This is a genomic window from Brevundimonas variabilis (genome assembly GCF_014199945.1).
GTDB lineage: Bacteria > Pseudomonadota > Alphaproteobacteria > Caulobacterales > Caulobacteraceae > Brevundimonas > Brevundimonas variabilis.
Genome location: NZ_JACHOR010000002.1, coordinates 695,577 through 708,634 on the forward strand (window position 1 = coordinate 695,577; position 13,058 = coordinate 708,634).

Consider the following 13,058-nt stretch of genomic DNA (forward strand, 5'->3'; position numbering starts at 1 on the left):
GCGACCGCTGCCCGGAAAAAGCGCTCCCGACTTCAGGCGTTCGCGTTCTTTGGCGGCATGGCTGTTGCTGGCCTGATTGTCCTGCTTGTCGTCGCACTTGTTGGCGGACGAATGTACCTGGTGTCCGGGCCCGGGCGCGACCTAGTCACAAGCTTCGTGTCGGGAAAGCAGATCAGTCGTTACGGACGGATCAATGTCGAGGGGCTGTCAGGCGACCTGTTTGACGACTTTCGTATCCGCAGGGTCACGGTCACGGACGCCGACGGCGTCTGGCTTGAGGCCATCAATGTCCGCGTCGACTGGTCGTATCTGCCCTTGCTGACCCGCCGTTTCCACGCCGACGAAATCTCCGCCGATACGATCCGCCTGATCCGCCGTCCGGCGCTTGAACCGTCCGATGAGCCGGGGGGCCCCTCGCCGCTGACGTTCGACATCGACCGCTTTGCCGCCAATGTCGAACTTCTAGAAGGTTTCAGCCAGGAGTACGGTCGCTGGAGGCTGTCCGGGGATGCCTTTGTCCCCCGCACGGGCGACAAGACGGCCAGCGTCAATGCCTACAGCCTGAACCGCAAGGGGGACTATCTCCGCGCAACCGCGACCCTGGGCGACAAGATCGAGGATCTTCGTCTGAACCTGCGCGCCAGCGAAGCGCGCGGCGGACCCTTGGCCGGGGCGCTTGGCTATTCGCCCGATCAACCCTTTTCTGCCGTCGCGATTGTAACCGGAGAGGTGGTCGAGGCCACCGTGCGGACGGGCACCTTCAGCCCCCTGCGCATCAAGGGTCGGTATGGCGAGAATGGTGCCCGGATCACTGGCTATGCCGACTTCCGCGGCTCGGACCTGCTGGAGCCATTCATCGAGAGGATTGGCCAGACCGCGCGCTTCGGCTTCGCGGCCGTACCGGATGCCGGGCGGGAGGGAATCCAGGGCGTCGCCTGGCGGCTGTACTCGGACAATCTCAACTCGCGTGCCGAAGGCCTGATCCGGACGGATGACAGGACGGCGCCCGAGGGCGTGTTGATCGAGGTCTCGACATCGTCGCTGACCCGGCTCGCCGGAACGCCCCTCGCCGGCCCAGCCGCCTACACCGGCAAGTTCACAGGCACGCCCGAGGCCTGGCGGCTGGACGGTGCGGTCAGCCTCCAGAACACAGCTCTGGCAAGCTACAATGCAGCCAGAATTTCCGGACCGCTCAGCATCGTGTCGCGTGACGGACGGTTCAATGCCGAAGGTGACCTTCGCGCGGCCGGCGGTCGAGCGGAGGGAATCATCGGGGCCCTGCTTGGTGCGACACCGCGTGCCGAGTTTGCGGTCGCGCGGATGGCCGATGGAGCCCTACTGCTGGAGCGTATCGACGCGCGCGGCCAGGCGCTTGACCTGACAGGGTCAGGCTCCCGTAACCTGCTTGGAGGTCTCAGCTTCCGGGGTCGGGCCAACCTGACCGATCTCGCCGCGATCCGCCCCGGTGCGCGTGGCACCTTTGCCGGCCCGATCCAGGCCTCGTCAGCCCGTTCAGGTGCCCCGTGGAATATACGCTTCGATGGCCGAGGCACCCGTCTGGGCACGGGAATGGCTGAACTGGATCGATTGTTGGGTCCTGCGCCGCGCCTGCAATTGGCAAGCCTTCTGGATGGCGGGCGCATCAATATCAACCAGGGGCTCCTGACCGGAGCGGCGGGTCAAGCCTCCGCCAGGGGTTTGATCGAAACCGGCGGACGGCTGAGGCTTGCGCTCGAGTGGGACGCCCGTGGACCGTTTGGCGTGGGTCCTGTCGAGATCGATGGCGCCATGACCGGCAAGGGGGCCCTGACGGGGACGCTGGCCCAGCCCCGTGCCGATCTGACAGCCGCGTTCGGCAAGGTGGCCGCAGGCCCACTGACCCTGACCGACGCTGATCTGGTGCTCAGTTTCCGAAGGGGAGCCGATGCTTCTGATGGGCGCATTGTGCTGACCAGCGGTTCCAACTATGGCCCCGCGCGAGCAGCGGGCAGCTTCTATCTGGGCGGTGACAGTATCCGCCTCACGAGTGTTGACCTGGATGCCGGAGGCGTGACGGCTCAGGGGTCCGTGGCCCTCTCGAACAACATTCCCTCCAGTGCCGACCTGACGTTTACTGCCCGTCAGGGTGCCTTCCTCCGTTCCGGTAGCGCTGATGGCCGCATTCGCCTGACAGAGGGCGGAGGGGCCGATAACGCCATTCTGGACGTGACGGGCCGCAATGTCCGTTTCGTTGGCCAGGACGACTTGCTGGTTCGCAGTTTCGATCTGAACGGTCGAGGCACGCTCGAGCGGCTGCCATTCCGTCTGAATGCTGATGTTGGCGGCGAAAACCCCGTGAAGTTCGACGGCTCGGGCGTGTATTCTCGGGTCGGGTCTGGTCAGAGCGTCACGCTTAGCGGTGGCGGTCGGGTCCGGGAAATCGCCTTCACCACGCGAACGCCGGCTGTGATCGCGTTGAACGGAGACGGTCGCGTCGCTCGACTCGATCTGGGCATCGGAGGCGGCGTCCTGACGGGAGAATTGCGTCAGGACAGTACGGCTGCGGTGATTGAAGCTGAACTGACATCCGTTGAGCTCGGATCCCTGATGCCGGACATGCGTGGCCGCGTGACCGGACAGGTGTCGGTGCGCGGATCCGGCGATGACCTGGCAGGATCAGCCAATGTAACGCTGGCACAGATCCGTTCGATCGATGCGCCGCGGGGCCTTGCGGTCGATGGCGTTGTCAACGCTACGCTCGCAAACGACAGGCTCCGCATACAGGCCAATGCTGCGGATGGCACCAACGTCCGGGCCGTCGCAGACGTGACTCTGCCTGTCGAGGCCACAGCATCGCCCCTGCGGCTCGCCATCGCCCGAACCCAACCCATGACGGGCGAGGTGTCGATCAAGGGCCAGATCCAGCCCATCTGGGACCTTTTTCTCGGTGGTGAGCGCTCTCTGACAGGACAAGTCGACGGCGAGGCAACTCTGGACGGTACGCTCAACGCGCCCCGCATCAATGGCCGGCTGAATGTTGCCGAAGGGACGTTCCGTGATACCGGCACCGGCATTGTTCTGAACGGCCTGACGGTTGCCAGCCGGTTCGACGATACGACGGCTCTGATCGAGACGTTTTCAGCCAGCGATGGAGCCGGTGGTACGGTCAGCGGCAATGGCCGCATTGGCCTGAGGCAGGGTTCGGCATCGAGCCTCCAAATTGCCCTCACCCGCTTCCGCATCATCGACAACGATATTGCGCAAGCCCGGGCATCCGGACCGATCACCGTCACGCGGGCCGAGGATGGCAACATCCTGCTGGCCGGCCCGATCGACATCGATGACGCACGCATCGAGGCAAACCTTCCAGGCTCCACCGGAATTGTCGGCATGGACGTGGTGGAAATCAACCGTCCAGGCGGGGATCCTGAAGAAGACACCGACGACGGACCGCGCGGCGGCCCGCAGATCAATCTGAATGTCCAGTTGCGCTCACCAGGCGGCGACGTCGTGGTGGTCGGGCGAGGCCTCAATGTGGAACTGGGGGTGACCGCCACGGTCACCGGTTCCATTGCAGCGCCGGTGCTGTCAGGAACGGCACGGATCGTTCGTGGGGACTACGAGTTTGCGGGCAAGCGTTTTGTGTTCGACCCGCGGGGCACGATCTCGCTCTCGACAAATCCCGAGCAGATCCGCCTGAACTTGTCTGCCGTGCGCGAGGACCCGGCGCTGACAGCCACGATCAGGGTGACAGGAACGGCCGCATCTCCGGATATCGCCCTGACATCCGTTCCCGATCTGCCGCAGGACGAGATCCTGTCTCAGGTCCTGTTCGGCCGGTCGGCATCGCAGTTGTCCGGTTTCGAGGCCGCCCAGCTTGCTGCCGGGGTGGCCTCACTCGCCGGCGGAGGCGGATTCGATGTGATTGGAAATCTCAGGCAGCTCGCCGGGCTCGATCGCTTGTCATTTGGCGGCGAGGCCTCGGGCCTCACCGTTGCGGGCGGCCGCTACCTGACGGATGACATCTACCTGGAGGTGATCGGGGGTGGCGAGGGCGGCGCAGCAGTCAATGTTGAGTGGCAGGTGCGCCGGAACCTGACGGTCAGTTCCAAATTCGGCGGCCAGGGCGACGCCAGCATTTCCATCCGCTGGCGCCGCCAGACCCGGCAGCCCGGCACGAACCGCGAAGACACGCGACCGAACCGGACCGAGTAGCCTCAACGTCGGAGCAAAAGTCCGATCAGGATGCCGACGCCAACGGCGTAAGCCGCTGTCCGGATCGGCTCTTCCTGAATGACGGATCGTGCACGCAGCGCGCGCTCGTTCGCCCAGTCGCGGCCGTGGCTCAGGTCGTCCCGCAAAGCCTTGCGAAGGGTGTCTGGCCGGTTTGCCGACCTTTCCTGCAGGATCGCGTCGGCCTGTCCAGACAGGCGGGCAGACATGGAATCGGTCGAGTCATCGAGGTCGTCGACAAGAGATTCATTGGCATAGGCATCGGTCATGGAGGGATTCCTGAAGCGGCGGGTTGACGTCTTTCAGAACCGCAGGCTGACGAGGCGGTTCCAGCCGATCAACGCAAACGTGACTGAACAATGCACCCATGCCGACGTTGAGAAGGCAGATAAGGATGCCAACATGACCGACCCCACACCCCCGATTGAAATACCCGACGACCGTCCCGAGCCTTCGCCAGATATCGATCCGTCCCCCGCCTACGAGCCCGAGATCGCACCCGGAGACGCTCCGCAGGAAATGCCGCAGTACGGAAGCAGCGAGGCTCCTGGAACGGAGCCTGGCAACCCGGCGCGCGCGTGAGGGTCTGAAACCCTGCCGCGCAGACCAGAAATCAACCTTGATTGGAACCTTGGCTGCAGCGTCGGGTTTATCCGTTAACCCCTTCAAGAGAACAGGAAAGGAACACCGAATGGCTGAAACCCAGACAAACCGCCCGTCGGGTGTATCCAAACGAGGATTCGCCTCCATGGACCCCGAACGACAGCGCGAGATTGCGCGCAAGGGCGGAGCGAGCGTTCCGAGCGAAAAGCGCAGCTTCTCGCAGGACCGCAGCCTGGCTGCTCAGGCTGGCCGCAAGGGCGGAGAAGCTTCGCACGGAAGCCGGCGTCCCGAGGACGAGGCCAACAGCTGAGGGCGATCATTTAGATACACGCAGTTTGCGGCGGGACCTTCATGGTCCCGCCGTTTTGCTATGGGGTTCAGGTGCTCAGAACAGCGAGCGCCACTGAAGGTTTGGCACCACTGACAAACGAAACGAGCGTCCAATCCGAGGCCTGAGCCATCTCTGCGATGGAGTCTCGCGTGAACTTCCGAGAACTTTCGGTATGGATTGTCTCGCCGGCCGAGAAGAGGAAGCTTTGGTCACCTATCGTGACGCGTTGGTCACGCGTGGATCTGAGATGCATTTCCATCCGGGATTCGGAGGCATTCCAGACCGCCACGTGCTCGAACGCCGACAAATCGAAGTCTGCATCCAGTTCTCGGTTCGCTCGGACAAGGACATTCATATTGAAGTCTGCTGTGACTCCCTGCGCATCGTCGTAGGCCGCCACAAGGATTTCGGGTTCCTTGACCAGGTCGATGCCCAGGATGAAGAGCGATCCAGCACCCAGGAATTCGCGGGCTTCTCTCAGGAACTCTACGGCCTCGGCCGGACCAAGGTTGCCGATGGTCGACCCCGGGAAGAACCCGATCCGCCGACCGCGCCCGAGTTCCGGCAAGGCTGTCAGGTTCAGGAAATCGCCGACTAGTGGAGCCACTTCCAGATTTGGGTACGACGCACGGATTCGATCCGCGGCTTCTGCCAGGGCATCCGGACTGATGTCGATGGGCACATAGGCAGCCAGGCTGGGCGCTGCGTCCAGCAGTATCCGCGTCTTCTCGCTCGCGCCGGAACCAAACTCGACCAGAACAGCATCGTCACCGAAGCGCGCGGCGATTGACGGTGAATGTTCTCGCAGGAGCAGGGCTTCCTGACGCGTGGGATAGTATTCCGGCAGACGCGTGATGTCCTCGAACAGACGGGACCCTGTGGCATCGTAAAACCATTTCGGCGATAACGATTTCTGGGGCTTCGACAGCCCCTCGCCTAGTTCAGCCCGGAAACGGGCGACCTCCGGATCGTCGTCGTTCACGGATGCCGACGCGAAGTCCTCGGCCAATCTCAAGCCCATGAACGCCCACCTTTGATACGGGTAAAAGAAGTTTCGATATGTCGGCCGTGCATGCCCTTCAGGCGTCGCAAACGAAGACCCTCTCAGAACCGACTGATTGGCCATGAATTTTCCGTTGTACTCGGACGCAGTCCCGTCCGTCGGCCTGAACCCCGGGTAGGCGGCATAGGCGCTGGACGTAAACTGCCAGACCTCGCCGAACAGGTTCGTGAAGCCATCTGGATCGGTGATGGCGGCATGTTCCCACTCTGCCTCGGTTGGCAGTCTCTTGCCGGCCCAGCGGGCATAAGCATCGGCCTCGTAATGGCTGATATGCCGGACGGGCGCAGACGCATCCACCGGCTTGCGGCCCGCCAGGCTCATGACCGTCCACTGGCCGTCATCACATCGCCAGTAAAGCGGGGCCATCCAGCCCTCTCGATTCACCGCTGCCCAGCCATCGGCCAGCCAGAGTTCGGACCGGCGATAGCCGCCGTCCTCGATGAAGGCGATCCAATCCCCGTTGGTGACCAGATCGCGGGCGAGCGCATAGGGCTCCAGCCAAACTCGGTGCGCCGGACCCTCGTTGTCAAACGCGAAGCCATCGGTGTGGCCGATCGTGACCAGCCCCCCGCGAAACGCCTGCGTACCACCGACGGCGGGCTGCGGCGTTGTCTGTCGCGGCTCAACCGCATAGGCCGCCGGCTCGAGGGGCGAACGTGACATCAGGTTCAGGATGTCCATTGCAAACAGTTCCTGATGCTGCTCGTCGTGATGCAGCCCGAGCGTGAACAGATACCGCTCGTGCCCGCTCATCAGCCCGCGCGAGAGGCGATCCATCATCCGCCGGTCGATTTCCTGGCGATAGGCCATCACGTCGCCGATCGAAGGTCGCGTCATGAGCCCTCGCTCATGTCTCGGCACGCGCTCGCCAAGGGCCTCATAGTAGGAGTTGAACATCTGCTGGAACCGCGGGTCGACCGGTTCATAACCTGGCTCTGTGCTCAGGATCATGGCTTCGAAGAACCAGCTCGTATGCGCGAGATGCCATTTTCCGGGACTGGCATCAGGCATGGCCTGGGCCGACAGGTCTTCGGGCGACAGGCCTTCCGCCAGGGCCAACATCCCCGACCGAACAGCGCGAAAGCGCGCGATGTCGTCGCTTTCGACAGTGACGGTGGGGACGGATGCGTTCATGGGCGGTCGCTGCTCTAAGTGTGATGCCGCCAATAAGGCATCTCGTGGTGTACCCAATGAAGGGTCCTAGCGTTCGTTCCCGATAGCTAGCGCGGATTCGCGGACCAACAGCCCGCGCCGGTGAAAACAGGTGTCACGGTGCGGGTTGCCGGGACCGGCCTGAACCGTACGACATGCCCTCAGCGGCTGGCCTTCATATGCTTTCTGACCGTTCGAGGTCACTGCAATCGGGGACCAGAAGACCACCGCGACGGATCGACGCGACTTGCATGACCGCGCGCACCAAGACGCCGTCAGCTCCATTTGGGAGGAAACACCTGAGTGCTCCCAGACGCCGTGAGTGACTCACGACATGTGCGAGCCTGGCCCCGACTGATTGGCCGGGGCCAGGCATTTTCATGGAAAGCGATGTCCCTATCGAACGGGCCGCCCACCGTGTTTCGCATATTCGAGACGAGCAATCGTGCGATTGTGGACCTCGTCCGGGCCGTCAGCGATCCTCAGTGTACGGACTGTAGCGTACATCTCGGCAAGAACCGTATCACTGGACACCCCGGCTCCGCCAAAGGCCTGGATGGCGTCGTCAATGATCTGCAGCGCCATGCGTGGTGCTGCCACCTTGATCTGTGCGATCTCGGACTTGGCATTCTTTGCCCCGGCCTGATCGATCATCCACGCAGCCTTCAGCACCATCAGCCGGCACATCTCGATGTTGGTCCGGGCATCCCCGACGCGCTGCTCCCAGACAGAATGCTCGGCCAGGGATTTCCTGAACGCTGTCCGCGTCAACAGACGTTGGCACATGAGTTCGAGCGCCTTCTCAGCCGCTCCAATCACTCGCATGCAGTGATGAATGCGGCCCGGGCCGAGGCGCCCCTGGGCGATCTCGAAGCCCCTGCCCTCTCCCGCAATCAGGTTCTCGACCGGTACCCGGACATTGTCCAGGACCACCTCGGCATGGCCAATGGGACGTTCGTCGTAGCCAAAAACCGTCAGCATTCTTTCGACACGAAAGCCCGGCGTGTCGGTCGGCACAAGGATCTGCGATTGCTGCTGATGGGTTGCCGCGCCCGTGTCGGTCTTGCCCATGACGATGGAGATCGCAACATTGGGGTGGCCCATATTGGTTGACCACCATTTGCGACCGTTGATCACATAATGATCGCCGTCGCGTACGATTGACGTCTGGATATTGGTCGCATCCGAAGAAGCGACCTCCGGCTCGGTCATCAGAAACGCCGAGCGGATCTCGCCGGCCATCAGGGGCTTCAGCCAGCGGTCCTGCTGGGCCGCATTGCCGTACATATGGAGGACTTCCATGTTTCCGGTGTCTGGAGCGTTGCAGTTGAACACCTCGGGCGTCCAGAGACCCGCCCGGCCCATCGCCTCGGCGAGAGGCGCATACTCCAGGTTGGTCAGCCCTGCGCCGTGATCGCCCGGCAGGAACATGTTCCAGAGCCCGGCCTCGCGAGCTTCAGCCTTCAGCGCCTCCATAGTCGGCGGCTGCACCGTGTGATCGGCATGGACCTCGGCCCAGTATTCAGCGGCGCGAGGCTGGATGCGCTCGTCAATGAAGCGGTTCACCCGATCCTGGAAATGCAGGGCCTTGTCGGAGTGCTTGAAGTCCATGGATAAACCTTCCCCAAGGGGATGGGGGAACCCGATCATCGTGAACCCCCGCGTCACGACACAGGAGCGTGCCGCGTCTCCTCTCCCGCCGGGAGAGGATTATGCGACTAGCGCTTGAGCAGCGGTGCCAGTTTCTGGGCGATCATCATGTCGCCGGCGATCTTCAGCTTGCCCTGCATGAACGCCATCATCGGGTCCAGCTTGCCATCGGACAGGGCCATGAAGTCGTCCCAGCTCATCGAGACGGTCGCGTCAGCAGGCTTGTCGTCGTTGGTCACGGTGTTCGGCACCGAGGCTCCATCGATGTAGATCTTGCCACTGTCGCCGAGGTCAAGCTTGACGGTCTTCCCCAGACCGGAGTTGTCGCCGACAGCACCGCGGATGTGTTCGGTGACTTGAGCCAGATCAGCCATGGTCGTTTCCCTTGTTCGAGTTATGGGAGCAGACCTAGCCCCAGCCGCCACGCCTGCCAAGATCACGTTGCGTAAGGTTCCGGGAGGCAGGCGTTATCGGCTCAGGGGCCCCATCAGCAAACTCTTTATCCTTGCAAGGGATTGCGGCGTGACGGGCCCCATCAATCCCTGGGCCTCGACCGGCAGATGCGCCATCGGATCGCCGCCGGTCCGGAAAATGTAGTGGTCGAAGAAGGCACGCCATGACTCGCGTTCTGCCGCTGGCAGGTCCCGGATTGTCAGCAGCGCGTGGTAGAGGGTGAACAGGGGGGTCACCATCCACTCTGGACCGTCCCGCCACCAGAAATTGACCAGCGCCCCGAAGTCGTCGAGCGACTCCACGTGGTGAAACCAAAGGCTGGGAATGTAGAGCACGTCGCCAGGCTCCAGATCAGCAACGAGGGCATTTGCCATGGCTTGCTCAAACCGCGGATGCAGTTCGAGGTCGGGCTCGGCGAAGTCGACAAGGCTGACCGGCTGGCCCGCGAGGGTGTTTTCGAGGGGCCCGATATAGAGGTTGGACACCTGATCCGGCGGAAACAGGATAAACCGTCGCCGACCGGCGACAACGCAGGCCAGATTCTGGGCCAGATCCCAGTGCGCGGCCGTTCGGGTCCGGTTGCCGAGCCAGAGCGAGGTCAGACGCTCGACCGACGGATCAAGCAGCGGCGGCGGATTGGCTTCCGCCAGCCCCGGCAGATGTGAAGGTGCAGGAATCGCGCCTGCATAGAGATAATCCGGGCCCTTCACCGCCAGGCGGTCCAGGAGATCCGACAGGGACAGGCGTATCCGCTCGAAATTGAATCCCTTCAGATCCTCCCCGTAGAAGAACCGCCCTTTCATGCCCGGTGCTCCGACAAAGGCCGATACGGGCTGGGTGCTCTCGAACTGCCTGAGATAAGCGGGCAGACCGCCACCGGCCTTGACCAGCGGCCAATCCGAGACCCCACCCCTCAGAACGACCGGCCGCCCCTGGGCGGACAGGGTCGATATGTCGACCTCGCCGGAAACGGATTCGACATTGCGAGGGACTGGCAGGTTGATGGGCATGGCGAACAGATTAGCGCCAAGCCGGGCAAGGGTCACGCGTGGCAATCCGCATGCCGGCCATCTCTGTCTGGCAACCGGTGACGACGCGGCGTAAGCAAACGACGTGCGCCCGACCTCTTCCGCCTTTGCGATCCTGTTCGCTGTCAGCCTGATCGCAGCGGCGGGAAACATGGGGCTGCAGTCGGTGTTGCCGGCGATCGGTCGGCAGTTCGACCTCTCAGACACCCTTGTGGCCGGAGCCTTTGCCATTTCGGCTCTGCTCTGGACCTTTGCTTCGCCGGTCTGGGCCCGACTGTCGGATCGGCTCGGGCGCAAGAAGGTCATTCTCATCGGCCTTTCCGGCTTCGTTGTGTCGATGAGCAGCTTTGGCCTGGCTGCTACGTCAGGACTGGAAGGCTGGCTCGCCGGCGGGGCCGCCTTTTCCCTGATGGCGGTGGCCCGTTGCGTCTATGGCGTGTTCGGCTCGGCCGCTCCGATCGCGTCCCAGGCCTATGTTGCCGATCGCACCTCTCCGGAGGAGCGGACCCAGGCGATGTCCTTGCTGGCCTCGGCACAGGGGTTGGGAACCGTCATCGGGCCTGTCCTCTCGCCATTGTTCATTCTGCCAATCATCGGACTCGCAGGTCCCATGTATGCCTTTGCGCTGATGGGCGCGGTCGTGCTCGCAATCGTCTGGATAAAGCTGCCCAGCGGAGACGTCGTCCGCATCCCCTCGGCCAGTGGCCAGCGCAGCGACGTCGGCAAGGGGCTCTGGAAGGATCGCAGGGTGCGAGATTTCCTGCTCTACGGCCTGCTGGTCACTGGGGCCCAGGCCGTCAATATCTCTGTGCTGGGCTTTCACATCATCGACGAAATGGCCGAGACGGGCACGGGGCTGACCCAAGCTCAGCCCTTCATCGCCGTCGCCATGTTTGCAGGGGCTGCTGCAACGTTGATGGTCCAGTGGGGACTGATCCCCTTGCTCAGGCTTCAGCCCGGCGCCCTGATGCGCTGGGGCGCGGGGCTGGCCCTTGTTGGCAATCTCATCAGCATTGCGGCACCCGGCTACTACGGCGTCGTCGTCGGCTATGCGATCGTGTCCATGGGCATCGGTTTCGCCCGCCCGGGCTTTACCGCGGGATCGTCCCTCGCCGTTGAAGGGCACGAGCAGGGAGCCGTTGCCGGTCTGATCATGTCCATCGCTGGCCTGAGCTTTCTGGCCCCACCGGTCATCGGGGTCGCTCTTTATGAATGGTCAGAGCCTGCCCCGTTTGTTGCCAACTCCGTGTTGCTGGCCTCCGCGATGTGGGTTGCCCTTCGCAGCAAGGCCCTGACGGCCATGGTCGCGGGACCGCCGTCTGACGTCCCGCCCGCCTCCCAGCCCGGCCCGGAAGGCAACCGCTAGGGTGCCGCCGGCGCGACGTTCGAAGACGCTCGCTTCAGCTTTGGCGTGACCATCGGGATGGTCAGCATCGTGGAGCCCACGGCCATCAGCAACAGGGCCGTGAAGGCGTCGTTCGTAATGATCCCCTTGTCCAGAAGGATGTTGGCAAAGATGATCATGATCAGGGCCTTGGTCTGAAGCAGCCAGCCGATGATCGAGGCCTCGCCTTTCGGCCATTTGAGGATAAGGCTCGCGAGGTGCACCCCCGCCAGCTTGCCCGCCACCGACGCTGCGAGGAGCAGACCTGCCGCACCAAAGACCATCAAACCGCCAACGCCCCACTGGGTTTTCAAGCCTGTTGAAAGGAAGAACACCGGCATGATCGCCAGGAGGATATGGTCGCGGAACGCATCCAGCGACTTGCGATCGAACCAGTCGCTGTCCAGCACGACCCCGGCAAGGAAGGCCCCGACCATGTAGTGAAGTCCAGCCCAGTCGGCGGCCAGGCCACAGGCAGCAAGCCAGATCAAACCGAAATACCAGCGATCCTTTGGCTCAAGCCTGCGCATGAGGGCCCGTACGGCAAACGCGGCAAGACCGAAGGCGACCAGGAACGTGCCCTGCCGACCGACCCTCTCCCAGTCCAGCAGGATCAGGGCCATGACAGCCCAGATGGCGATATCGTCGATGCTGGCATAGCGCAGCACACGCTGACCGAGCGGCTCCCGCAGAACCTGCAGCTTGTCCAGGAAGAGGACCAGGATCGGCAGGGCCGTCACCGCGCAGGCCATGCCGATCCCGATGACCACCTGCCAGGGCTGCCCCGCTTCTCCGGCCCAGCCCGGCGATTGCAGCATGATCAGCGCGGCCAGGCTGCCGAAGACCAGCGGCACGGCAAGGGCCAGACCCGAGGTGATCCCTGTTTCGACCCTGTGTTTCCAGGCCTGTTTGAGGTCCAGCTCGATCCCGGCCACCCAGACAAAGATCATGACCGCCCACCAGGCGATCCCGTTGAGCGCGGTCACGACCTGAGGATTGAAGACAAAGGCGTAGTATGCCGGGAAGATGGCTCCAAGCACGCCGGGCCCAAGCAGGATTCCGCTCACGATCTGAACCACGACCAAGGGCGCATAATAGTCGGTCTTCAGTCCGCGCCAGAGCAGCCACGGCACGGTAAAGATCAGCAGCAGGGCCAGGAGGAAGACCTCGGTGGTGGTCATG

General features: G+C 63.2%; 10 protein-coding genes. 4 read left to right on the forward strand and 6 right to left on the reverse strand.

Features of this window, described 5'->3' with window-relative positions; genetic code table 11:
- Positions 1-57: 57 nt before the first annotated feature.
- Entirely contained in the window at positions 58-4,194 is a 4,137-nt protein-coding gene (locus GGR13_RS08150) for a translocation/assembly module TamB domain-containing protein (protein ID WP_183212988.1), read from the forward strand.
- 2 nt (positions 4,195-4,196) lie between these two features.
- On the opposite strand, the gene GGR13_RS08155 is transcribed toward GGR13_RS08150, so the two are convergent.
- A complete protein-coding gene (locus GGR13_RS08155; protein ID WP_183212989.1) occupies positions 4,197-4,481 on the reverse strand; it encodes a glycine zipper domain-containing protein in 285 nt (94 codons plus the stop codon).
- Between GGR13_RS08155 and GGR13_RS08160 the strand changes: the two genes are divergently transcribed.
- On the forward strand, positions 4,480-4,794 hold the full coding sequence (locus GGR13_RS08160) for a hypothetical protein (RefSeq protein ID WP_183212990.1): 315 nt from the start codon (positions 4,480-4,482) through the stop codon (positions 4,792-4,794). The genes GGR13_RS08155 and GGR13_RS08160 overlap by 2 nt on opposite strands.
- Before the next feature lie 109 nt (positions 4,795-4,903).
- Entirely contained in the window at positions 4,904-5,125 is a 222-nt protein-coding gene (locus tag GGR13_RS08165; RefSeq protein WP_183212991.1) for a con-10 family general stress protein, read from the forward strand.
- 67 nt (positions 5,126-5,192) lie between these two features.
- Here GGR13_RS08165 and egtB read toward each other — a convergent pair whose 3' ends face one another.
- From egtB to GGR13_RS08185, 4 genes are all read right to left on the reverse strand, one after another.
- Positions 5,193-7,343 (reverse strand): ergothioneine biosynthesis protein EgtB, encoded by a 2,151-nt coding sequence (gene egtB / locus GGR13_RS08170; protein WP_183212992.1) that lies wholly within the window; start codon positions 7,341-7,343, stop codon positions 5,193-5,195.
- A gap of 414 nt (positions 7,344-7,757) precedes the next feature.
- On the reverse strand, positions 7,758-8,972 hold the full coding sequence (locus GGR13_RS08175) for an acyl-CoA dehydrogenase family protein (RefSeq protein ID WP_183212993.1): 1,215 nt from the start codon (positions 8,970-8,972) through the stop codon (positions 7,758-7,760).
- Positions 8,973-9,079: 107 nt separating this feature from the next.
- Complete coding sequence (locus tag GGR13_RS08180; protein ID WP_183212994.1) at positions 9,080-9,385, reverse strand: SCP2 sterol-binding domain-containing protein; 306 nt, start codon at positions 9,383-9,385, stop codon at positions 9,080-9,082.
- Between the two features lie 93 nt (positions 9,386-9,478).
- Positions 9,479-10,510 carry a cupin-like domain-containing protein gene (locus GGR13_RS08185; protein ID WP_343060316.1) on the reverse strand — a complete coding sequence of 344 codons (1,032 nt, stop codon included), beginning with the start codon at positions 10,508-10,510 and terminating at the stop codon, positions 9,479-9,481.
- Between the two features lie 67 nt (positions 10,511-10,577).
- Between GGR13_RS08185 and GGR13_RS08190 the strand changes: the two genes are divergently transcribed.
- Positions 10,578-11,858 carry an MFS transporter gene (locus tag GGR13_RS08190; RefSeq protein ID WP_183212995.1) on the forward strand — a complete coding sequence of 427 codons (1,281 nt, stop codon included), beginning with the start codon at positions 10,578-10,580 and terminating at the stop codon, positions 11,856-11,858.
- On the opposite strand, the gene GGR13_RS08195 is transcribed toward GGR13_RS08190, so the two are convergent.
- Positions 11,855-13,057, reverse strand: a complete 1,203-nt coding sequence (locus tag GGR13_RS08195) for a cation:proton antiporter (protein WP_246347739.1) — start codon at positions 13,055-13,057, stop codon at positions 11,855-11,857. The genes GGR13_RS08190 and GGR13_RS08195 overlap by 4 nt on opposite strands.
- Position 13,058 lies beyond the last annotated feature (1 nt).